This window comes from Mucilaginibacter sp. P25, from assembly GCF_050859465.1.
GTDB lineage: Bacteria > Bacteroidota > Bacteroidia > Sphingobacteriales > Sphingobacteriaceae > Mucilaginibacter > Mucilaginibacter gossypii.
On sequence record NZ_CP193937.1, the window covers coordinates 5034478 to 5059339 of the forward strand.

Here is a 24862-nt window from a genome sequence, read left to right on the forward strand (position 1 = left end):
TTAGGTCACTGAATCATTACGTCATTTTTTTGCAAAGTCGTTAAGTCATTTTTGCTTTGCATCAATCAATGACTAATGACGCGAAGCAAATGACTCAATGATTATTCAGATCTAAGGCTTTTAACCGGGTTTGCCATTGCCGCTTTTATTGATTGATAGCTAATAGTTGCAAAAGCAATGATCAACGCTATAACTCCGGCCATTACAAATACCCACCATTGAATGCTTACCCTAAAGGCAAAATCAAGCAGCCATTTGCTCATCGCGTACCAGGCAATTGGTAAGGCAATAACCGATGCCACTATTACCAGCTTCAAAAAGTCTTTCGATAGTTCGGTAACAATTTGCGGGATGCTGGCGCCGAGTACCTTGCGTACGCCTATTTCTTTTACCCTTTGTGATATGGTGAAGGCCGAAAGCCCGAATAAGCCTAAACAGGCAATGAATATAGCCAGGCACGAGAATATAGTAAACAAATGGCTCTGCTGCTGCTCACTGTTATATAATCGTTGAAAGCGTTCGTCTAAAAAAGTATATCGAAAGGGTGTTTCTGGCTGATACTTTTTCCAGGTTTCCTGAAGTACCGCCAATGCCGAATTGGTATTATTCCCATCAATTTTAACCGAAACCCTGCTGTAATTATTATTCGCGAATGACGGCATTTCCATCAATAGCGGAACGATATTTTGATGCAACGATTCGAAATGAAAATCATTAACCACCCCAATTACCTTCCCTTTTACACCGCCATAGCTCATATCTCGCCCTATCGCGTTTTCGGGGGTTTTCCAACCCAACACCCGCACAGCCGATGTGTTGATTATGTAATTATTACTATCGGTAGCAAAATCGCGACTAAAATTCCTACCTGCAGCCATTTTTATACCATAGGTTGGGATAAAACCGTAATCGGTGTTGATACTTTTGATATCGGCCTTAACCGGTATCGATTTATCGCCATCAAAAACAGAAGCTCCCTGGTCGTCTAACAATCGTCCTGACGGAATACGCGACGAGCGGGCAATATCTTTTATAACGGGGTTTCGTAGCACATCAGCTTTAAAAACTTCAAACTGGTTAGCGGGGATACCGCCTATCGTTAATAAATGATCTTTATTAAAGCCCAGTGATTTAGTTTGGATATACCTTAACTGCTGAAAAACTATGGTAGTAGCAACAATAAGAATAATAGAAATTGAAAACTGAACAACCACTAATACTTTACGGAACGAGATATTGCCCGACCCAACTTTAAGAATGCCCTTTAAAACTTTTATTGGTTTAAATGACGACATAAAGATAGCCGGATAAATACCACTAATAAGCCCGATAACAAGCGGCAGCAATAATACCAACGCTAAAATTATTGGTTGATACAAACTATTGATCGATAATCCCAATTCAGAAAAGCTGTTGATGAGCGGCAGCAAAGCCCAGGTAATGATCAGTGCCAGTACCAGCGAAAAATAAGTCACCAATACCGACTCGCTTAAAAACTGGGTAATGATCTCTTTCTGCTGCGCACCTATCACCTTGCGAATGCCGATCTCTTTGGCTCTCAGGGTTGATCGGGCAGTTGAAAGGTTCATATAATTGATACAGGCTATCAGCAAAATAAACAGGGCAATGGCCGAAAAAATGTAAACCCTTGTGATATCTCCGTTCTGTTCTACCTCATCATCAAGGTGCGAATGCAGGTGGATATCCAGGAATTTTTGAATATGTAACTGCGTAAATTTCGATTGGCGAAAGTTAGCCGGCTGCCCCGGGAAACGCATGTATTTATCAATAAATGCCGGAAACTGCGAAACGATGTGATCCATATTATAATGATCGGGCATCAGCAGGTAGGTAAAAAATGAGTTATTTCCCCAATTGGTTTGCAAGGCGTTTCGGCCATAAACTTTATCGTCATTCAGGGTACTGAAGGACAGCAACATTTGCGGGTGCATTTGCGAGTTGGTAGGAAATGGCTTAAAAATACCTGTAACCTTAAAATTGGCCGTATTATCAAGCCTGATCTCCTTGTTTATCGGGTCTTCGTTTCCGAAGTACTTGTGTGCCATCTCTTCGGTCATCATTACTGTATAAGGCTCGCTAAGGCCGGTTTTAGGATCACCGGCCACAGTTTTCAGATCAAAGAATTTAAAAAAGTTTTCGTCGGCAAAATATGATCCCATTTCGGTGAACAATTTTTCCTTATAGCGCAAAACCACATCACCATTAGGAAACAAGCGCGTAACCATTTTGATATCTGGAAACTCATTTTTAAGCAATGGGCCAAATGGCGGCGCTACTGCACCCAAATGCAGGTTAACAATACCATCGCCGGTATTGAAACTTCGGCTTACTCTGTAAATATTGGAGGCGTTATGATTAAACTTATCATAACTAAGCTCTTTAACTATATAAGTTAAAATGAGCAGGCAACAGGTTAACCCTATGGTTAAACCAAATATGTTGATGAACGAAATAAATTTGTGCCTGGCTATATTGCGAAAGGCACTTCGTAAATAATTCTTTATCATGGTTTATATCATTATTTCATTAGGTCACTAAATCATTTTTCTTTCGGTCATCGAATCATTGGTCATTAAGTCATTTTTTTGCCCGCGTTTCAATGACCTAATGACGCGAAGCAAATAACCCAATGACACGCTTTATTCAGAGCGTAAACTTTTAACCGGGTTAGCCAAAGCCGCTTTAACCGATTGAAAGCTTATAGTTATGGCGGCGACTACCAGCGCTATAGTTCCTGCCAATAAAAATACCCACCATTGGATGCTGATGCGATACGCAAAATCCTGCAGCCACTTGTTCATGGCAAACCATGTTACCGGGAACGATATGACGGACGCTATGACAATCAATCTCAAAAACTCCTTTGATAACATCACTGTAATACTACTGGTTGATGCGCCTAATACCTTGCGGATGCCAATTTCTTTAACCCTTAACCTGATCATAAACGCGGCTAAACCGAACAAGCCCAGACTTGCTATAATGAGGGCGATGCATGAAAACACGGTGAATATTTTACCTGTTTGCTGCTCGGAAGCATAAAGCGAAGCGTATTGTTCGTCAAGAAACGAGTAGCTGAAAGGCGCTTCCGGCCTGAAACTATCCCATTCGGTTTTGATGCCGGCAATAACCGATTTTACATCGGCAGTTTTAACCTTTAAAATTAATGTCCCTGTACTATGCCCCGATAACAGCATCAATGGCGCTATTTTTTGCCTGGCCGAAGCATAGTGAAAATCTTTAACCACACCTACAACTTTGTATTGGGTACGGGCTGAACGTACTATAGTTTTACCTATCGGATTAGTATTACCCCATCCCAAACCTTTTACTAAAGCTTCGTTAACCACAACCGACATCGAATCGGCGGGGAAGGATTGATAAAAATTGCGCCCGTTGATAACCTGTAAACCTAAAGTAGGCACATAACTTTCATCCACATGGTAAATATTGGTATGGATCTCGGCCTGACCACCCTTGTCATCAAATTCTTTAGCAGCAATTTGGGTACCATCAACACCGGCTAACATACCTGGCACACTGCTGGATATAGTAGCATTCAACACCTGCGGGTTGCGCAGAAGTTGATTTTTGAAAGCATCTACATTATGGCCTAAGGTATAGGCATCATTAATTACCAATACCTGGTCTTTATCATAACCCAACTTTTTGTTCTGCATATAGTGTAATTGCTGGTACACTACAAAAGTTGATATAATAAGTGCTGTAGATACCGCAAACTGGAAAATGATTAATCCGCTGCGTAAAATCCCTTTTCCTTCTGCTGTGGTAGCGCTGTTGCCTTTTAACACAGCGATGATCTGGAACGAGGACAAGAAGAATGCCGGATAAATACCTGCAAGAATTCCAACCCCAAAAGCTGTAAACAGTTCGATAAGCAAAGCCATAGGGCTCAGGAAAAACCTAAGTTCGATATGTTTTCCTGCCAAATTATTGAACAGCGGTAACAGCAGATATACAATACCTAATGCCAATAATAAAGCCCCAAAGGTTAGCATAACCGATTCGGTGAGGAACTGGGAAACCAGTCCGCTTTTTTCAGAGCCAAGCACCTTACGGATCCCCACTTCTTTTGAGCGTTTGGCCGAACTTGCCGTTGATAGGTTAGTAAAATTGATGCAGGCCAATATCAATATAAAAACAGCTAATGCGCCGAATATATATACATAGTGAATATCGCCATTGGGCTCAAGTTCATATTTGGTTGCCGAGTGCAGGTGAATGTCGCTTAATGGCTGCAGGTAAAACAGGAAGGTGTTAACCGATTTGCTTGCTGCGACTACGCTGGTACCCATATCATGTGCAATTTCGGGTACAACAAATTTCCTTACCATTTCGGGAAAAGAAGCTTCCAGCTTTTTAGGATTGGCGTTTTTATCCAAAACAACGTAGGTAAAAAAGCCAATATTGCTCCATGTTTGCTTTGCATTTTCAACAAAGGGTGCCAGGTTCAAAAACGCATCACCATGAAAGTGCGAATCATCAGGTACTTTGTCAATTACACCTGTTACCTTGTAAGGTTTACCATCAATGGCAACTGATTTACCAACGGCTTCCTGATTACCAAAATATTTGTTAGCCATGGCCCTGGTAACCACCATACTGTTAGGCTCTGTAAAACAGGCTTTATCATCACCATCAATCAAAGGTATCGAAAAGAGCTGCAGGAAATTGGCATCTATCATTTGTACATGCTCTTCTTTAAATTGCCTGTCATTATATTTTATAAAAACCGGACCACGACCGGTAAGTCTTGTGGTTTCAAGCACCTCGGGAAACATATTTTTAATTCCCTGTCCTACCGCTATATCAACCATCGGGTATTCGCTCACACCGTTATTTTCAATGGAGCGTAAACCAACGCGGTACATTTGTTTGGCTTGAGCCGGATATTGATCATAATTTAATTCACTATATACATAAGCACAAATAAGCATACAGCAAGCTAAGCCCACAGAAAGGCCAAACACATTAATAAAGGAGAATATTTTGTTCCGCCTTAAGTTTCGCCAGGCGGTTTTGATGTAGTTTTTGAACATGGGCGTACGATTAACCTTAATATAGGTTTAAAAGCCATACCAATAAATCAAATATCTAAATATCAATTAATTACGATTTATTTCATATAAAAACTGTACGAAGACGTAACACCATGTGTTCGGTTATGATACACCCCAGGCAACACAAAAGGCCTGTCACTATTTGAGCAACAGGCCTTTGTAATATTCCTTACACTGATATTAATTGACGGTAAGATTAACTCGCCCATTGCCACGTACTTCAACGAGGGATCCGCCGCCGTTAAGTTTGCCTTCTACCCTTTCTTTATCCTTGTTACCAGAGAAGTTATCTGCAAGGTTACTTTCTATTTTGTTGGCGCGCAAATCGAGGTTAAGGCCTTGTTTTGATGGTAACTGCAGATCGATATGGCCCGAGCTTACATCAATTTTAACAGATTTACCAACGCTTACAAATTGCGCATGAAAGCTGCCGGCACTTGTGGATGCATCAAGGCTGCAAGAAAGATCAGTAAGGTTAATACTGCCGCCTGATGTGCCTGTAATGAAATCGCCATCAATTTTATTGCCGCTGATACTGCCGCCGCTGGTGGTAGCTTTGATATCTCCCTTTAAACCATCGAGATGCAACGAACCGCCAGATGTTTCCAGCCTGATATGGCCCATACAATTGCGGGCTTCAATACTGCCACCTGATGTTTGTAGGTCAATGTCTTCTTTTGAATCGCTCACGTGGATACTGCCGCCTGATGTACGGCCTTTGATAGTGCCGGTAATTTTATCCAGGTGCAAGCTGCCACCACTGGTTTCAAACTGTTGTGTACCTGTTAGGTTATCAAGGTGAATACTGCCTCCGCTGGTATTTAGATTAGTTTCCACACTACCGGGTACATACACACGGAACGAAATACTTAATGATTTCTTCCAATCCCAGTTGCCATCGTGCTTGCTTTTAGCTTTGGCATGCAGCTCCCCGCCGTTAACATCAATGCTCAGGTCATAATTTTCGTCAAGACGCTTTTTGATCTCTTCTTTAGGAAGGTCATTATTACCATTATTACCTTGTATAAAAACCTCAACTCTCGGTTCTTCGCCCGATGCGCCACTAACGGTAATACTGCCTCCCGAAGTATTAACAAATACATTTTTCACGGCCTGTCCTGATAATGATTTGGTGAGGTATGGTGTTTTCTGATTATTTTGTGCAAAAGCGCTACCTGAACAGGCAACAAATAACACAAGTAAATACTTTTTCATAATAATGATCTTTGGTTTATATATAATAAGACCAGGAGTTTAGCAAATACGTTGCATGGTGCTGAAAATAAATTCAGGCTACCTAATAATTCAGAACATCATAAAAAAGCCCGTGGGGACACGGGCTCAGGGTATATTCTATTTCTTCAACTGCTACTGCAAATTGACACTGCTATCTGCAAACTGATCTCATTCGCTTCTCAAACTCCGGATAGGATTTGCAAGTGCCGCCTTTAACGATTGAAAGCTAATGGTAGCCACTGCTATAACAAATGTAAGCAAAGCCGCCAAAGCAAAGATCCACCAATGCAAAGGTGTTTTGTAAGCGAAACTTTGCAGCCATTTATCCATGCTGTAATAACCCAGCGGGATAGCAATCACTGTAGCTAATAACACCGGTTTCAGCAGATCTTTTGATATCAGGATAAGGATATTTTGTACCGATGAACCCAATACTTTACGGACCCCGATCTCCTTAGTACGTTTCGCCGCGGTAAATGAGGCTAAACCGAACAAGCCCAAACAGGCTATAAAGATTGCCAACCCTGAAAATATACTTAACATGGTCTGCTGCCTGATATCGTTGCGATAGGTAGTATCAAACTGCTGATCAAGGAAACTGTACTCAAACGGATAAACGGGCGCCACCTCGGCATAAGTATTTTTGATAGCTGTTAAACCAGCCTGGATATTTCCGGGTTTCAGTTTGATGACAGCTACACGCCTGTCTTCACTTGGCGATATAATGAGGGCATCCATATTTTCTTTGAGCGAAAGGAAGTTAAAATCCTCCACCACACCGATGATAATACGGCGGTTGTTGTCCCGCACAGTATTCTTAACCCATTTGCCGATAGCTTGCTGCGGGGTAAAGCCGAGATCCTTTGCAGCTGTACGGTTAATCAGTACCGAGTTAGTGGTATCAGTAGCAAACTGTGGTGAGAAATCCCTGCCGGCAATAATCTTAAGCCCAAATGTTTTTACATATTCAAAATCGGCATATTCAGTTCGTGATTTAAATGTTTGATGCTGACCTTCAACCTCAAAACCCTGCATATCGAAAAAGCCGCCCGGCTCGCCCGACATCAGGGATACCGACTTCACATAGTCCGAATTTTGCAGCTGGTGTTTAAATGTTTGCCTGTGATCATAGATGTCATTATTATCAATCTTCACAATAACCGTTTGCTCTTTGTCATAACCTAATGATTTGTTTTTCACATACCGCATCTGGTTAACGATCACGATAGTGCCAATAATGAGCAATACCGAAATACTGAACTGGAACACCACTAGTGATTGCCTAAAGAATGCACCACCCTTCCCAAGCTTCAGCTTGCCCTTCAAAGCTTCGATAGGCGAAAAGGCCGACATAAATATCGCTGGATAACTCCCAGCAAGGAAACCCACAAATAAGATAACACCCAGAAGGAAAAGGTAAATCGGTGCACTGTTCCAGGAAACGGTAAGCTGATAACCCAGCAGACTGTTGTATGCAGGCATTAATAGTAACAATAACCCAATGGAAAGCATACAAGAAATAAGCGCCAGCAACAACGACTCGCCAATAAACTGCCATACCAAATGGTTCCGTAATGCGCCTAAAACCTTGCGCATGCCAACCTCTCTTGAGCGTTCAACCGCACGGATGGTGGCCAGATTCATAAAATTGATACAGGCAATGATCATGATGAGCACAGCTATCGAAATAAAGATAAATACCACGGTTTTATCGCCATGCTTTACGTTATCAAACGATGACGCATTTTCAAAATAAATATCTTTGAAGGGTCTCAGGCTTAGGTTAAATTTAGTACCGAAGCGCTTCATATCTTCGCCCATGTACTTTTCCATAAACTGCGGAAAATGGCTTTCCAATGCAGCTGGGCTACTATGTTCATTCAGCAGCAGGTAAACAAACAAGCCATTGTTAATCCAAACATTAAAACCGGGATCGCGGGTATAGTTGGCAATCGGTACTACTAAATCAAAATCAAGGTGAGAGTTTGAAGGTACGTCTTTTGCAACACCCGTTACTTTTAACTGCAAACGTTTATCCATCTTCACCACTTTACCCATCGCATTTTCAACGCTGCCAAAATATTTTTTTGCTGTGGTTTCAGTGAGTACTACGCTACCCGGATTATTCAGTGCCGAAGCCGCATCCCCCTAAGCAACGGGAAGGTAAACAGGCTGAAAAAATTGGAATCAACTGCATAAACTTTCTTCTCGTTGAATGATTTTTCACCAAAAGAGATCAAATTATTTTGCGGCGAAACGCGTACAGCCATTTTTACATCCTGCGGAAAATCATTCAGCATAGCAGGCGCATAAGGTCCTGACAAGTATGAGGTAGGTGCTTTCGCTTTATCAAAACCACGCATCACCCTGTAAATGTTTTTGCCCTGCTTATGAAAATTATCCACACTAAACTCATTCATGATATACAAGAATATCATCAGGCAAACGGTTATCCCCATGGTTAACCCCAGGATATGGATCAGCGAAAATGCTTTATTACGATAAAGGTTCCGCCACGCTGTTTTTAAATAGTTTCGTATCATTAGTTCACTTGTTCATTAGTTCATTGGTACTTATCGCTTACTTTTATCTGCCTGCTGGACTGTATCTGCTACTGTAACCTGCTGCTATCTGCCAACTAATTTTATTCATTTTTCAAACTCCTAACCGGGTTGGCCAGTGCCGCCTTGATTGATTGAAAGCTGATGGTTACAAAAGCGATCAACACGGCCAAAACAGCAGCCAATACTACCACCCACCATTGTATGTTTTGCCGGTAGGCAAAGCCCTGCAACCATTGCTGCATGGTGACCCAGGCAACCGGAATGGCTATTACTATTGCTATCATTACCAGTTTGATAAAATCTTTTGACAGCATACCTACTATAGCGCCTACATTAGCGCCAAGTACTTTACGGATGCCTATCTCCTTAGTGCGCTGTTCGGCAGCATATGCCGCAAGGCCAAACAAACCTAAACAGGCTATCACAATTGTTAAACTTGTAAATATGATGAATATGGTGCCCATCCGCTGTTCCGCACGGTACGATGAATCAAAATCGTCATCCATAAACGAATATTCAAACTCCTTACCCGGTTTTATAGATTTCCATTTGTCGCTGATCATGGCCATAAGTGTGGTGATATTAGCGGTATTTACTTTTACACTCAAGGCGCCGGTATCCTGCCCATACATCAATATCACCGGGCTTACATTATTACGTAGCGAAGCGAAATTAAAATCCTTAATAACACCTACTATATGGTATTCTTTAAAAGTTTTGGCCATATTATCCATAGGCAAATACATAGGCTTATTAAGCGGATCGCGTACGCCCATGAGTTTGGCAGCAGTTTCGTTAACAATCATAGCTGCCGAATCGGTTGGCATCTGGCTTGAGAAATTACGCCCTTTGGTCAATTTGATACCCAGAGTTGGCAAGTAGTTGTCGTCAACTACCCAGGTTTGTGCAAGCACTGCTTTTTGGGGTCGAGCCCGCGTTCCTGGAAAACACTGCTGCTGTTCCGGTAATCAGAAGTTGGCAAAAAGCCTGTCATGGTTACCCCCATTACGCCGGGCAATTGCTTTACCTCATCTCTTAACACCTTGCTCTTGTCGCCAAGGTCATACACGCCATGAATCACCAATACCTGGCTGCGGTTATAACCAAGGTCTTTATTCTGAATATATTTAAGCTGATTATAGATCACCAGCGTACCAATGATGAGCACTATCGATATAAAAAACTGGAACACCACCAATGAACTCCTTAACATGCCACCCTTAAAGCCAGAGGAAAGCTTTCCTTTTAAAACATCAATTGGCTGAAATGCGGAAAGAAAAAATGCAGGATACGAACCAGCCAGGAAGCCGATCGCCAAAACCATAACCAGCAAAGCGGGAATCAGCCAAATCAATGAACCCATATTAAGCTCCATGGTTTTACTCGCAATATTATTGAATACCGGCAACAGAAAATAGGCCGTCAGCATGGCTATCACCGTAGCGATAAACGTTACCATGATAGACTCTGAAAGGAACTGGGCAATGAGCGACTGACGCCTTGAACCAAGTACCTTGCGTACCCCTACCTCCCGGGCCCGGTTTGCAGAACGGGCGGTTGAAAGGTTCATGAAGTTTACACAGGCTATCAGTAAGATAAAAATCGCCACCGCGCCAAAAATGTACACATACTGGATATTCCCGTTATGGTCAAGCTCCGACACCAAGTTTGATTTAAGATGGATATCCTTCAATGGCATAAGGCTCAATTGGTATTTGTTGCCTGAACCTTCAAACGAATCAAAAGTGAGATGTAAGATACTTTGCAATTGCGGACCCGCATATTTGTGCATTAACGCAGGAAACTTGGCTTCAAACTTTTTGGCATCCACACCTGGTTTTAGCAGCACATAGGTATTGAAATTATTGCTGAACCATGCCGCATCTTTGCTTTCGGCATTTGATGCCATCGACAGGAAAAAATCATACCGAAAATGCGATTGCCTGGGCAGGTCTTTTATTACGCCGGTAACCTTATAAAGCAGCTTTTCATCAAACGTAAAGGTTTTACCCATTACCTGCGTATTGTTAAAATAACGTTTGGCCGTACTTTCAGTGATAACCACGGTATTTGGTTCAACCAGCGCCTTTTTGGGATCGCCGGCTATCATAGGCAGGGTAAATACATCAAATAGCGTTGAATCGGCCAACACCATACTGTTTTCGTGAATGGTTTGGTTGCCTTTTTTTACGTTATAACCGCCGCGTTGCAACAAACGGCAGGCACGTTCAACCTCGGGATAATCGTTTTGAAATACAGCAGCCAACGGCGACGGCGACGAAGCATAGCTTTGATCGATACCGCCAAATTTAATCTGCATATTGGCGCGATAGATCCTGTCGGCCTTAACATTGAACTTGTCATAGCTCAGCTCATCAACCACATAAAATATAATGAGTAAACATGTGGCCAGCCCAAGGGCCAAACCAAATACATTAATCGCGGTGAATCCCACATTTTTTTCAATGTGCGAAATGCAGTTTTAAGGTAATTTCTAAACATGGTTCATTGGTTCAATTGTTCATTAGTTCATTGGTATCCTCCTGTTACGTAACTGCTAACTGCCACTGCAAACGGCCTACTGCCTACTCATTTTTAAGGCTGTTAACCGGGTTTGCCAATGCTGCTTTTATAGATTGGAAACTTACTGTTACAATAGCTATTAACATGGCGCCTGCACCTGCCAGCACCAGCACCCACCATTGTATACTGATGCGGTAAGCGAAATCCTGCAGCCATTTGTTCATTAAATACCAGGCTAAAGGGGTTGTAATGGCTATGGAGATCAATACCAGCTTTATAAAATCTCTGGATAAGGTATTCACTATGGCGGATACACTTGCACCAAGTACTTTACGGATCCCGATTTCTTTGGTACGTTGCTCGGCGGCATACGCAGCTAAGCCAAACAAACCAAGGCTGGCAATAGAAATAGCCAGCACGGTAAATATGATAGATATGGTGCCCGTACGTTGCTCGGCGCGATAATTGGCATCAAAATCCTGATCCATAAACGAGTAGCTGAACTGGCTTTGGGTCATGCCCTGCCACTTGGTTTTTATCTGGTCGATAAGCGCAGGCAAATTGGTTGTGTTTACCCTGATACTCAGATTTCCACTGTCTTCGTCCATTAAAAAAATCATAGGACTGATATTTTCTCTCAGCGAATTGAAATTAAAATCCTTAACCACGCCTATGATGTGATAAGCTTTTACATGATCACGGGTGCCATCCATATTGCGGTACAGGGTTTTATTAACAGGATTGCTAAAGCCTAAAAATTTGGCCGCGGTTTCGTTGATAACCAATCCGGTAGAATCAGTTGGCATACTTGTAGAAAAATCTCGCCCGGCAGAGATCTTCATGCCCAGGGTGCTAATGTAATCGGCATCAACCCGCCAGCTTTGCGGAAACAAGGCTGTTTTCTGATCGCCCGCAGCCTCTTTATAAAAGATAGACGTTCCCCTGTTTTTACCTGTTGGCAAATAACCTGTCAACGTTGCGTTAACCACATCTTGTAACTGCTTCACCTCATTTTTGAAGGTTTTGGCATGACTGCCTAACTCAAATGCATTATTGATAACAAGCACCTGATTACGATTATATCCCAGGTTTTTGGTTTGAATATAATTGAGTTGATTATAAATAACGATGGTACCAATGATGAGGAATATCGAAATAGAAAACTGGAATACCACCAATACACTCCTAAGCATGCTACCTTTAAAACCGCCGGCCAGTTTACCGCTTAGCACATTAATGGGCTGAAATGCCGAAAGGAAAAAAGCGGGATACGATCCGGCAGCGAAACCTACAACCAGTACAATTAATAGTAAAGCAGGAAGCAACCAGGCTAAGGTTTGCGCACCAACAACCAACTCTTTGCCCGATACCTGATTAAACAACGGCAATAAAAGTAACACAGTAAAAAAGCTATAACTGCCGCTGCCAAAGTCACCAACACAGATTCAGTTAAAAACTGGGCTATTAAATATTTACGCGGGGAACCTAAAACCTTGCGTACACCAACCTCCCTTGCCCTGCTGGCTGAACGTGCTGTTGAAAGGTTCATAAAGTTGATGCCCGCTATGAGTAATATAAATATGGCGATGGCCGAAAATATATAAACATATTGCGCCGAACTGTTGCTGCCCAACTCACCGGTACGGTTTGAGTGCAAATGTATATCGGTTACCGGAGTTAGGTTAAGCCTGAAATAACTGCCGCTTTTTTCAAAATCGGCAATATTTACGTGCAGCGCTGTTTGCATTTGGCTTTCGCTGTATTTTTTCAGAAGAGCAGTCAATTTTTTCTCAAAAAACTTGTAATCTGTACCAGGTTTCAACACCACGTAAGTGTTATAATCACTCCTCAACCATTCCGGAGAGCGGCTGTCAGGCCAACTCGCCATCGACATAAAAAAATCAAAATGAAAATGCGATTGCTTTGGCAAATCTTTGATAACCCCGGTAATTTTCAATAATTGGTTGTTATCAATGGCGAGCGTTTTACCAACAACATTGGTGCTGTTAAAGTATTTTTTAGCTGTAGTTTCGGTGATTACTACTGTATTTGGCTCCTTCAAAGCCGTAGCCGGGTTACCATTGATCATGGGCAACGTAAACACGTTAAAAACCGATGGGTCGGCAAAAACGGTACCGTACTCAAGGATGCTTTCATTACCTTTTTTAACATGAAACCCTCCCGCTGCTTTAAGCCTGGTTGCTTCATCCACTTCAGGGAGATCTGTTTTTAATGCCTGAGCTAACGGCGGCATTGCAACGGCATAAAGTACATTATTGTTGCCAAATTTAAGATCTTCATTAACCCGATACGTACGGCTGGCTTTCTCGTTAAACCGATCATAACTCAACTCATCAGCCACGTATAGCACAATCATAAGACAGGTGGCCAGCCCAAGGGCCAGCCCCAATATATTAATAACCGTAAACCCCACGTTTTTACGCAGGGTACGGAAAGCTGTTTTTAAGTAATTTTTAAACATAAACCCCTCCTAACCTCCCCAAGGGGAGGAATTTTAATTAATTATTTTATATCATAATCCACACTTTAAGCCCTCTCCTTTGGAGAGGGCTGGGTGAGGTTTATTCGTTTTTAAGGCTTTTAGCTGGATTAGCATTTGCTGCCCTTACCGATTGTACACTTACTGTTATGAAAGCGATGATCACAGCCAGAATACCCGCTACCGCGAAGATCCACCAGTTAATATCAACCCGGTAAGCGAAACTTTGTAGCCATTTGCTCATGCCATACCAGGCCAGCGGCGATGCTATTAGCGTGGCTATTAGCACCAGCTTCATTAAATCTTTTGACAACAGTGTAACTATAGAGGTTACACTTGCTCCCAAAACTTTCCTGATGCCAATTTCTTTTACGCGTTGCTCGGCAGTAAAAGTGACAAGGCCAAACAAGCCAAGGCAAGCTATACTGATAGCCAATATGGTGAATATGAGCAGGATGTTGCCCTGCTTTTGTTCGGATTGGTATTGTTTAGCGAAATTCTGATCAAGGAAATGGAACTCAACCTTGTTTTCGATATCAAACCGGTTGTAAACTTTACTTATATAGTCGAGTGTAGCAGGGATATTATTTTTGCCAATTCGGATATACATATTATCCTCGTCGTTGGCAGTAAAGGGCAGGTACAACATCATAGGTACAACTTTATGCTGTAACGAATAGGTGTTAAAATCTTTAACTACTCCAATTATTTTTCGGCTGATCACATTACCCTTATCATCTACTCCAACCCTTACAGAGCGGCCGATGGCATCCTTCCAGCCCATTTCATTAACAAGCGTTTGGTTTACAATAATGGATTCAAGTCTGTCGGTACTCATCTCCGATGAAAAATTGCGCCCTTTAGCCAGCTTCACCTGCAAGGTTGGTATAAAGTCATCATCAATTATAAGGTTCTCCACCATTTTTGATTCAGAATTGGCCTTTCCGTCGGCGCCGATATTGAAATTGCTTGAACCAATATCATTATTACCAATAGGATTGCCTGCAATACCTACGGCCTCAACAGCCGGATTTTGCAACAGCTGACTTTTAATAGCGGCTATTTTTGCACGGGCAGATTTATCGTTGATATGGAAAGTAAGCGTTTGGGCTTTATTAAAGCCAAGGTCTTTGTTCATTACATAATGCAGTTGCCTGTAAATGATGCATGAACCGGCTATCATAACAATGGTGATAACAAACTGAAATACTACCAATGATTTCCTGAACATGATAGTAGCAGCCTGGCTGCCCATTTGCCCCTTCATAGCAGCAATGGTACGGAAGCCAGACAGAAACAATGCAGGATATAAACCGCTTAAAATACCGGTAGCAAGCGCAAATAAACTGAATATAGCAACGGTTTTGCTTAAACCAAACTGCATTACTACAAGGTTTTTTCCCGAAAGCTGATTGAAATAAGGTAATAAGAACTGCACCATTACAGATGCTATTACAGCTGCAATCAAAGTAAACAAAACAGATTCGGCAAAAAACATGATGATCAGTTGTTTTTTACTGGAGCCGATTACTTTACGTACCCCTATCTCCCTGATCCTGATTGAGGAACGTGCTGTGGTAAGGTTTACATAATTAATAACGGCTATAGCCAATACCAGCAATGCAACAATACTAAATACGTATACGTAAGTGATATTACCGTTGCTGCCCAACTCATAATCAAGATTGGAGTTAAGATGGATAGATGTAAGTGGCTGCAGTTCCATACTGTATTGCATAGCACCAAGCGCTCCCTTCAAATATTTATTAAAAAATGCATCAGAGCCAGCCTGTACCTTTTTAAAATCATCATGACTTTTCAGCAATACATAAGTGTAGATATGCGAATTAGCCCAGCCATCGGTATATCCCTCAGGTAATGAGCGAAGGGCACTGAAACCGAAATGTGAATTTGCGGGTACATCATCAATTACACCGGTAACTGTACTTGGGTTATTTTCGATGAGTATTGTTTTATCCAGGGCATCCGCAGCGTTACCGAATAGTTTTTCGGCAAGGATTTTAGTAAGTACAATGCTTTGCGGCTTGGTTAAAGCAGTGTTGGGATCACCGGATAAAAAGTGATGGGTAAAAAGATTAAAGAAGCCTTTATCTGTAAACAACATCGCGCCCTCGTTAATCTGCTTTTCGCCATAAGTGATCCTGCCACCGCCTTCGGCATCAATGCGAATAGCGTCCTCTACTTCGGCATAGTCGTTTTTTAAAGCGGGGGCATACGGCGGCGAAGTAACTGCGAGATTGAATTTACCGCCATTCCATGTACCATGTTGAACAACACGAAAAATCCGGTCAGCTTTAAGGTTATAACGATCGTAACTCCATTCATCAACCACATAAAGGCTAATGAGCCAAAAAGCAGCAATACCCGCAGCTAAACCGAAGATATTGATAAACGAAAAAACCTTGTGTTTGATGAGGTTTCTCCAGGCTATTTTGATGTAATTACGTAACATGGCAAATGGTTTATACCACTATAATATTAAAACCTATACCAATTACACAATTAATTAAATATCAATCAATTAACAAAATACAATCAATATAAAACCGTTCGGTAATGGAACACTTACAGTGCGAATGTGAACGTTTGCTTAAGTCAGAAGTCTAAAGTAGAGAATCAAAAGTTATTCTTTACTTTAGACTTTATATTATTAAGTCATTAGTCAGCATTCAATGCTTAATGACTCAGTGACCCAATGCAGATTTATTCATTTTTTAGGCTCTTAACCGGATTGCTCAACGCCGCTTTGATAGCCTGCCAGCTTACCGTGAGCAGGCAAACTACCATACTAATCCCTATAGTGACAATAAATACCCAGGCGCTCATATCTGTACGGTAGGTATAATGCTGCAACCATTTACTCATGTTGTACCAGCTAAGGGCCGAACCAATAATAAATGAAATAACCACGAGTATTAAAAACTCTTTCGACAGGTTGAACCACAAACTACTGATGCTTGCGCCTAATACTTTACGGATACTGATCTCTTTTTTACGCTGCTCTGCCGAAAACGAAGCTAAGCCAAACAAGCCGAGGCAAGATATGATAATAGCCAACACCGTAAACGAACTCGACAACGTACCCAACAGCTTTTCATTCTCAAATTTGCCGCTGAAGTTTTCGTCAACAAACTTGTATTCAAATGGATATTCGGGGTTATATTTTTTGTAAATGTCGCCAATTGTAGCAAGGCTTTTTGATACAGGAGCATTCGGATTTAAACGAATACCAAGCTGACCTGCCCAACCTTTATCAAAACCAATAATGGCAGGCTTCACAGGTTCATATGGCGATCCCCAAACAAAATCTTTAACAATACCAACCACGGTGCAATTACGGCCCTGCCATTTCACTATCTGCCCAAGTGGGTCTTTTAAGCGCATTAGTTTAACAGCCGATTCGTTCATAATGAGCGACAATGAGTCGGCCATGCGACCTGGTATATAATCGCGCCCTTTTATCAATTCAAGCTTATAAGTTGAAATAAAATGAAATGAAGTAACAATCTGGTCGATAGGTATTTTATCCTCGCCAGGTAGCTGTCCGGGCCAGTTGATGCCCCAACTGCTGCTGCCGTTACTGGCTATACTGCCCGATGTTTCTGCAGCATCAACAGCGGCTCCCGCGTTAATTACATCCGTTCTGAAGTTTTCATATTCTTTATATAAATTGCCATCTAATGAGATCTCGATAAGTCCGTTTTGTGAATAACCTACCGGGCGTTCTTTAATGTAGTTGATCTGTTTATAAATCAGGATACTTGAAAGTATAAGACACGTAGCAAATACAAATTGTACAATAACCAATACCTGTCTTGAGTGCAGCGTTTTTCTACCCGTTTTGTTAGCGCCCTTTAAAACTTTTACCGGTTTAAACGACGATAAAAACAAAGCCGGGTAACTACCTGACAATAAACCAGTTATCAGCGTTACTAATATAGCGGCACCCCATGCCCACGCATTGTTATAAGGAATTGTCAGTTGCTTATGTATGATTTCGTTAAAATAACCTAGCGTTGATGCTATTATTACCAGTGCAACAACAAGCGAAATTATAGCGGTGAGGATTGATTCGCCTAAAAACTGCTGGACAATGGCTATTCTCCGCGCACCCACAACTTTACGGATCCCAACTTCACGGGAGCGGCGCTCAGACCGCGCAGTAGAAAGGTTCATAAAGTTGATACAGGCAATAAGCAAAATACCTATTGCCAGAAACAGGAATAAACGCACGTATTCGATTGCGCCACCTGTATTCACTCCATTTTTGAACTCGCTGTGCAGGTGCCATTTAGCAAATGGAAACAAAAACAGCTGATTTTCTTTATTATGATCGTCATAGCGACCAATTAAGTTTTTGATTTCCAGATTAAGCTTATCTACATTAACGCCGGGCTTAAGCATAACATAAGTTTTGAACGAATAATTACCCCAGCCGGATGTTTTCACCCAACCATTATCAGCTTCATAAAGTTTCCATGGAATTAGTGCATTAAACCTGAACGTAGAATTCCGGGGCAGATCTTTGTAAACACCACTCACTTTTACCAGCCGCGAACCATTTAACTTAACAGTTTTACCTATAGGATCGATATCGCCAAAAACGGCCTGTACTGCCGATTCGGACATGATAACTGACGACATATCCCTGAAAGCATCTTTTTTGTTACCCTTCACAAAATCAAGTGTAAACATATTCAGAAATGACTCGTCGGCAGCAATGGTATTAACTTTTAACGGTTTGTTGTTGTAATTAAACAGTTGATCATATGACCAGTTTGCACGGGCTGCATACTCAACCTCTGGATAGTCTTTTTGCAGCGCGGCAGCAATCTGTACGGGCGTGGCATCCCCTGTGTTTATTTCGCCATTTGAAGGCTGGTTACGCATTACCTTATACAGCCTATCCTTATTTTCATGAAATCCGTCATAAGTAAATTCATTATAAACATATAACAGCAACATAAAGCTCACTGCCATACCTACACCCAAACCTCCAATGTTAATGGCCGAATAAAGTTTGTTTTTAATCAAACTCCGCCATGCGATTTTTAAATAGTTCTTAAACATATCTTTAGTTCGTTAAAGTCATTGGGTCATTAAGTCATTGCCTGTCGCTTGCACAATTAGCCATTCAAAATGACCTAATGAAGCGCAACCTATGGCTTAATGATAATTATTCAGATCGTAAACTCTTCACCGGATTAGTCAACGTAGCCTTTACTGCCTGGCAACTGATGATAAAAAAAGCTATAATAACGGTAAGGCCGATGATATCTAAGGCGTTAAACCTTGGTGTTAACTCAGTTTCGCCGTGCGATTTTCAGGTAGTTTTTTAAACATAGGAATAGCTCTAAACAACAAAAATTCTCTAACATGCCCTTCTCCGCAAATGCGGGAGAAGAGCAGCAGAGGCAATTATTAACTTATCTATAAACTGATTTCGGGAGCGTTGGTCTAAGTCAAAAGTCGTTAGGTTTAAGCCGGAAGTTCTTTTCTTACCACGAGCTATAAAACTATCAACTATGAACTCAACAAACTATACCATGATATTTTCCATAACCGTTTGTCCGTCAAGCAGACGTATAATACGGTGACTGTACCGGGCGTCATGTTCAGAGTGGGTAACCATGATAATGGTAGTTCCCTGTTCATTTAAGTCGGTAAGTAGTTCCATCACATCATTACCATTGCTGCTATCCAGGTTACCGGTAGGCTCATCCGCAAGGATCAGTTTTGGTTTATTAACAACTGCGCGTGCAATAGCTACACGCTGTTGCTGACCACCTGATAACTGCTGCGGATAGTGGTTACGACGGTGCATGATCTGCATTTTGTCTAACACCTCTTCCACCCTTTTAACACGCTCTGAAGCAGCTACGCCGGTGTAGATCAATGGCAATTCAACGTTTTCAAATACGGTAAGCTCATCAATAAGGTTAAAGCTCTGGAAAACGAAGCCAATGTTGTGTTTACGCAGATCGGCGCGTTTACGCTCATTAAAATGCGCTACTTCAATTTCATTAAAAACATAGCTGCCGGCATCCGGGTCATCAAGCATTCCTAAAATATTAAGCAGGGTTGATTTACCGCAGCCCGATGGGCCCATAATGGCTACAAACTCGCCTGTAGCCACTTCCATCGACAGCTTGTTTAATGCGATGGTCTCTACCTCTTCGGTACGGTAGAATTTCTCAAGATTAGAAATTTTTATCATTGGTGCCTCCGTTGTTCATCCCGCCTTTATGGCGATATGATTTGATTTTTTGTTTATTTAAATTTATTAATTATCTCTGTTATATATTATAATGACGCTTAAACAGTGCCAGGCGTTGCAGCTTGGTTACGTTATTTTTTTAGCACAAGCTCCTGAATATCACCATAGGTTTCATAACTTGAGGTAATAACCTTATCGCCAGGATTTAAGCCTTCTGTTACCACGAAATAATCAGGGCTCTGGCGTCCAAGCTGGATGTTTACCCTGTATGCTTTTGAACCATCTTCACTTACCTTAAAGATCCAATTGCCGCCTGTTTGCTGGAAGAAACCGCCTTTAGGCACCAATACCGCCTGCATCTGATCGCTCAGTGCCAACCTCACCTGCAGTGTTTGGCCTTTACGGATCCCTGTAGGTACTTTACCAACAAATTGCATATCCACCTGGAAACTACCTGTTGTTTTAACCTGGGTATATACCTTTTTTATAACCAGATTATATGTTTGATCGGCAAACTGAAAATCACCTTTCAGGCCTGTGTAAATACGCGACAGATAGTGCTCATCAATATCAACCCTAACTTTAAAGCCCGATTGTACGTCTATCTGCCCCAAATGCTCGCCCTTATTTTTGCTCTGACCTACTTCGGCATCCATTGAGGTTAACTGGCCATCGGTAGGCGCCACCAATACTAAACCGGCCACTTTTTTCGCATCAGTTCAAGCGTAGTTTTCATGTGGGCGTATTGTTCCTGTGATTGTGAAGCCTGTTGCTTAACCAACGCTGTATCCTGCCTAAGAATCTGTTTAGCCAATTTGTAACGGTTCACCTGGTAATCATAAGTATTTTTGGCTGATTGATATTCCTGCAGGCCGATGGCTTTCTGATCATATAAATGTTTGTCTAACTTATAAATCCTTTCAGCCTCTTTATATGCATTCTCCACATCGGCCATAGTATTTAGCTTGCTGATGGTGTTTTGCTGTGCATTGTTATGGGAGATCTGCATTTGGGTTTGCTCGGCATAAACCGCGGTTTCCTGGTTAGCTAAAGTAAGCTCAAGATCGGTATTCGACATTCTCAGAATCCGGTCGCCTTTTTTAAGGTTAGCTCCGTCTTCAACGTATTTTTCTTCAACAACACCGCCTTCAGATGCATCAAGAAATATGGTAGTTAGCGGCATAACCACGCCGTTAACCGGTATAAACTCCTGGAAAGGACCTTTAGTAATAGTACTTATAGTTAAGCGTTCAGTATCAACATCAAGCTTGCTTTTACCCGATGTAAGATAAATACTGCCGCCTATTAGTAAAATAATGCCTGTAATACCTGCAATGGTAAGTATCTTTTTGCTGTTCCAGGTCTTTTTCTCAATTTTTCTGTCCACTGTATTTCTATAATATTTTGAATGTTATAACAAAAAGACATGCCATAAATTAAAATACTGTTTTTCAATAACTTAAACACAAAACAACATATTTGAGCGTACGCTTCTGTTACATCAGGTGTACGGTATTGATACAGTGTTTTTTCACGTATTAATAGCCTGTTATATGCAAATACAGGTTAGCACTTCATTGTGAAGCATTTATACGATATACTGCATAAAATGCGGGTATTTAGCACAAAAATTGTAACATGTGGTATAATTAGCGAGTCTTTAATTTATTGTTCATAGTTAAATTGTTTTAGCGTATAGTTCATAGTTGATGGCAACGATGCTAAAAGTTTATTTAGGTAGCTTCGGTAAAGAGATACAATTTAATTTAAATTTATAACTTTTATTAAATTGACATCGTCAATAAATAAGATGCTATTTTCATTTTGAACTTAAATTATCATGTGTCATCGTTTTGAAGACCACGAACTATTATCTATGAACTATTAACTAAAAATAAATGATACTTAAGAAAGCCACCGTTTTAATTGTTGATGACGATCCGGACGTACTAACCGCGGTTAAACTTTTGCTAAAACCCGAAGCCCGTGAAATCATCACCGAAAAGAACCCCGAAAACCTGAACTGGCTGCTGCAACGTAACGAGGTTGATCTGATTTTGCTTGACATGAACTTCAACAGCGCTATTAACACGGGCAATGAGGGGCTTTACTGGCTGCGCAAGGTAAAAGAATGGAAGCCTGATGTTTGCGTTATTATGATAACGGCTTATGGTGATATTGACCTTGCTGTCCGCTCGCTTAAAGAAGGGGCAAACGACTTTGTGGTAAAGCCATGGCACAACGAAAAGCTGATAAACACTATAAAAGATCTTTTGGATAAAAAAGAAGGTGGGACAAAAACCACCAAAACCCCTGTAAAAAGCACTGCGGGAGACACTTCTATCCTTGGTGAATCGGACGTGATGCAGGATATTTTTTATAAGGTTAACAAGATAGCCCCTACCGATGCCAATATCCTGATCCTTGGAGAGAACGGTACCGGTAAAGATCTTATGGCAAAGGCTATCCACGAACGCTCGCTCCGTGCTGATAAACCTTTTATTAAAGTAGATGTCGGCGCGTTAACAGATACCCTGTTTGAAAGTGAGCTCTTCGGCCACAAAAAAGGGGCCTTTACCGATGCCCGAGAGGACCGTATGGGGCGTTTTGAAGAGGCACAGGGCGGTACTTTATTTTTAGATGAAATTGGTAACATCAGTCTGCAGCAACAAGCCAAGCTGCTTACCATTTTACAAAACCGCCAGGTAACCCGTTTGGGCACCAACAAACCAGTTGATGTGGATATCAGGCTCATTTGTGCTACCAATGTAGCTTTGAGCGAGCTGGCGAACGAAAACAAGTTCCGTAAGGATTTGATTTATCGTATCAATACTGTCGAGATCAATATGCCGCCACTGCGCCGCCGTAATGAGGATATTGTAATATTGGCCCGCCATTTTGCGAAATTGTACTCAAGTAAATATCTTAAACCATCAATGGACTTTGATACGGCAGCTATTAACAAGCTTAAATCATACAATTTTCCGGGCAATGTGCGTGAATTACAATATACTATTGAACGCGCAGTGATCATGGCCGATGATAATACCTTAAGACCCGACGATTTGATTTTTTCAATACTGGAAACATCGACAGAAAGCGTGGTTGATGCTGACAATATTCCGTTAAGCGCCCTTGAAAAGAACGCTATATTACGGGTTATTGAAAAGCATAATGGTAACATTACCCGCGCTGCCAAAGAACTTGGCCTCACCCGCACCGCCCTATACCGAAGACTAAGCAAATATGATATTTAACCGTTACGAGTGGCGGCTTTTGCTGCGTGTATTTTTATTGCTGATTGTACTTACCGTCACGGCTTTTGTCATAGTAAGCCTTAATCAGCTGTTGTATCTCGTGATCTTGTTGCCATTGGTTGCTTACTCGGTGGTGGATATGATCCGTTTTCAGAAAAAAGCACAGGACGAAGTAAATCAATTTGTAGAGTCGATCCATTATCGTGATTTTTCCCGCCATTTTGATGTACGGAAGGCCCCCAATGAACTTAAGCCCTTGCGTAAAGGCTTTAACGACATCAATACCACATTCAAACTAATAAGCCGCGAACGCGAAACACAATATCACTACCTGCAAAAGATTCTTGAACTGGTTGATACCGGTATTTTATCCTACGAAGAGGAAACCGGCGAAACCGGCTGGATCAATGAAGCTTTTAAAACCATTATAGGTGTACCTTATCTTAAGACTGTACACTCGCTCGAAAAACGAGAGCCATCATTGTATGCCGAACTGATTAAACTTAAGCCGGGCGATAGTAAGATCATCACTGTAACCCGTAACCAACAACAGGTTAAAATACTGGTGAACGCCAGCCTGATGCGCAGCGATGATAAACTATACAAACTCATCGCTTTTCAAAACGTAAACGAAGCTTTGGATGAAACGGAGTCGAAAGCGTGGTCGAAATTGCTTAATGTAATGACGCATGAGATCATGAACTCCGTAGCTCCTATTTCTTCTCTCGCGGATACGCTCAAGAACCGCCTGCAAAGCCCTGATATTGCCGAAAGCCTGCCTCATAGTGATTTGGAAGACATTGAGCTCGGTATCGATACCATCAAGCGCCGCAGCGAAGGCCTGCTTAAGTTTACCGAAAGCTACCGCAGCCTCAATAAGATTACCAAACTTGATCTGAACAAGATCATGGTGCGCAATATCTTTGAAAACCTCAACAGCTTGATGACGCCTACCCTGGAGAAAAAGAAGATAGAACTGGAGATCATTCTACGTGATCCGACACTTGCCATTGAAGCCGACATTAACTTGATTGAGCAGGTAATGATCAATCTGCTGGTTAACGCCATTGAAGCGGTGAAAGATCGGGAGGAACCACGCATCACACTCACAGCCGAAATTCAGGGCGGTAAAACTTTTGTAAAAGTTATCGATAACGGCTTAGGCATGCTGCCCGAACTGCTTGATAAAATTTTTATTCCTTTCTTCAGTACCCGCAAAACGGGCAGCGGTATCGGGTTGAGCCTGTGTAAACAGATCATGCTGCTTCATAAAGGCAATATCCAGGTACAATCAACCGAGGGTAAAGGATCAGCGTTTATCTTGTCGTTCGTTTAACCCCCGGCCCCCTAAAGGGGGAGCTTTTGCTTTGCATATTTATGACTTTATCCAAACTTACAAAGTTTTAGAAACTTCGTAAGTTTGGTTCCACAACGTCCGCTTC

Annotated in this window: 17 protein-coding genes; 3 read left to right on the plus strand and 14 right to left on the minus strand. The window is 41.7% G+C overall.

The genetic code is table 11. The features are described 5' to 3' along the window. Positions 1-101: 101 nt before the first annotated feature. The 11 genes from ACRQ5D_RS25395 to ACRQ5D_RS25445 form a co-directional block, all read right to left on the minus strand. A complete protein-coding gene (locus tag ACRQ5D_RS25395; protein ID WP_091163834.1) occupies positions 102-2528 on the minus strand; it encodes an ABC transporter permease in 2427 nt (808 codons plus the stop codon). A gap of 132 nt (positions 2529-2660) precedes the next feature. Beyond that, positions 2661-5081: an ABC transporter permease gene (locus ACRQ5D_RS25400; protein WP_091163832.1), complete on the minus strand. Its 2421-nt coding sequence runs from the start codon at positions 5079-5081 to the stop codon at positions 2661-2663. A gap of 201 nt (positions 5082-5282) precedes the next feature. Beyond that, on the minus strand, positions 5283-6317 hold the full coding sequence (locus ACRQ5D_RS25405) for a DUF4097 family beta strand repeat-containing protein (protein WP_091163830.1): 1035 nt from the start codon (positions 6315-6317) through the stop codon (positions 5283-5285). A gap of 189 nt (positions 6318-6506) precedes the next feature. Continuing rightward, the gene (locus ACRQ5D_RS25410; protein WP_431200868.1) at positions 6507-8468 is read right to left on the minus strand and encodes an FtsX-like permease family protein; all 1962 of its coding nucleotides are present in this window, start codon (positions 8466-8468) and stop codon (positions 6507-6509) included. After that, entirely contained in the window at positions 8465-8881 is a 417-nt protein-coding gene (locus tag ACRQ5D_RS25415) for an ABC transporter permease (RefSeq protein ID WP_431200713.1), read from the minus strand. Before ACRQ5D_RS25415 ends, ACRQ5D_RS25410 begins: the two co-directional genes overlap by 4 nt. Positions 8882-8982: 101 nt before the next feature. Then, positions 8983-9816 carry an ABC transporter permease gene (locus tag ACRQ5D_RS25420; protein ID WP_432326997.1) on the minus strand — a complete coding sequence of 278 codons (834 nt, stop codon included), beginning with the start codon at positions 9814-9816 and terminating at the stop codon, positions 8983-8985. After that, on the minus strand, positions 9795-11357 hold the full coding sequence (locus tag ACRQ5D_RS25425; RefSeq protein ID WP_432326999.1) for an ABC transporter permease: 1563 nt from the start codon (positions 11355-11357) through the stop codon (positions 9795-9797). Before ACRQ5D_RS25425 ends, ACRQ5D_RS25420 begins: the two co-directional genes overlap by 22 nt. Before the next feature lie 130 nt (positions 11358-11487). Next, positions 11488-12825 carry an ABC transporter permease gene (locus ACRQ5D_RS25430; RefSeq protein ID WP_432327001.1) on the minus strand — a complete coding sequence of 446 codons (1338 nt, stop codon included), beginning with the start codon at positions 12823-12825 and terminating at the stop codon, positions 11488-11490. Further along, positions 12756-13907, minus strand: coding sequence for an ABC transporter permease (locus ACRQ5D_RS25435; protein ID WP_432327003.1), 1152 nt, complete (start codon positions 13905-13907; stop codon positions 12756-12758). The genes ACRQ5D_RS25430 and ACRQ5D_RS25435 overlap by 70 nt, the downstream gene beginning before the upstream one ends. A gap of 100 nt (positions 13908-14007) precedes the next feature. After that, a complete protein-coding gene (locus ACRQ5D_RS25440; RefSeq protein WP_091163819.1) occupies positions 14008-16398 on the minus strand; it encodes an ABC transporter permease in 2391 nt (796 codons plus the stop codon). A gap of 251 nt (positions 16399-16649) precedes the next feature. After that, positions 16650-19016, minus strand: coding sequence for an ABC transporter permease (locus tag ACRQ5D_RS25445; RefSeq protein ID WP_091163818.1), 2367 nt, complete (start codon positions 19014-19016; stop codon positions 16650-16652). Positions 19017-19093: 77 nt separating this feature from the next. Here ACRQ5D_RS25445 and ACRQ5D_RS25450 point away from each other — a divergent pair, with 77 nt between their 5' ends. Further along, positions 19094-19285 carry a hypothetical protein gene (locus ACRQ5D_RS25450; RefSeq protein ID WP_091163817.1) on the plus strand — a complete coding sequence of 64 codons (192 nt, stop codon included), beginning with the start codon at positions 19094-19096 and terminating at the stop codon, positions 19283-19285. Positions 19286-19485: 200 nt separating this feature from the next. On the opposite strand, the gene ACRQ5D_RS25455 is transcribed toward ACRQ5D_RS25450, so the two are convergent. From ACRQ5D_RS25455 to ACRQ5D_RS25465, 3 genes are all read right to left on the minus strand, one after another. Next, positions 19486-20163, minus strand: a complete 678-nt coding sequence (locus ACRQ5D_RS25455; protein WP_090525339.1) for an ABC transporter ATP-binding protein — start codon at positions 20161-20163, stop codon at positions 19486-19488. A gap of 131 nt (positions 20164-20294) precedes the next feature. After that, the gene (locus tag ACRQ5D_RS25460) at positions 20295-20867 is read right to left on the minus strand and encodes an efflux RND transporter periplasmic adaptor subunit (protein WP_431200715.1); all 573 of its coding nucleotides are present in this window, start codon (positions 20865-20867) and stop codon (positions 20295-20297) included. Continuing rightward, positions 20855-21550 (minus strand): hypothetical protein, encoded by a 696-nt coding sequence (locus ACRQ5D_RS25465; RefSeq protein WP_431200716.1) that lies wholly within the window; start codon positions 21548-21550, stop codon positions 20855-20857. Before ACRQ5D_RS25465 ends, ACRQ5D_RS25460 begins: the two co-directional genes overlap by 13 nt. A gap of 511 nt (positions 21551-22061) precedes the next feature. Here ACRQ5D_RS25465 and ACRQ5D_RS25470 point away from each other — a divergent pair. Both ACRQ5D_RS25470 and ACRQ5D_RS25475 read left to right on the plus strand, forming a co-directional pair. After that, positions 22062-23420, plus strand: a complete 1359-nt coding sequence (locus tag ACRQ5D_RS25470) for a sigma-54-dependent transcriptional regulator (protein WP_091163811.1) — start codon at positions 22062-22064, stop codon at positions 23418-23420. Then, positions 23410-24756, plus strand: coding sequence for a sensor histidine kinase (locus tag ACRQ5D_RS25475; protein WP_091163809.1), 1347 nt, complete (start codon positions 23410-23412; stop codon positions 24754-24756). The genes ACRQ5D_RS25470 and ACRQ5D_RS25475 overlap by 11 nt, the downstream gene beginning before the upstream one ends. Positions 24757-24862: the final 106 nt, after the last annotated feature.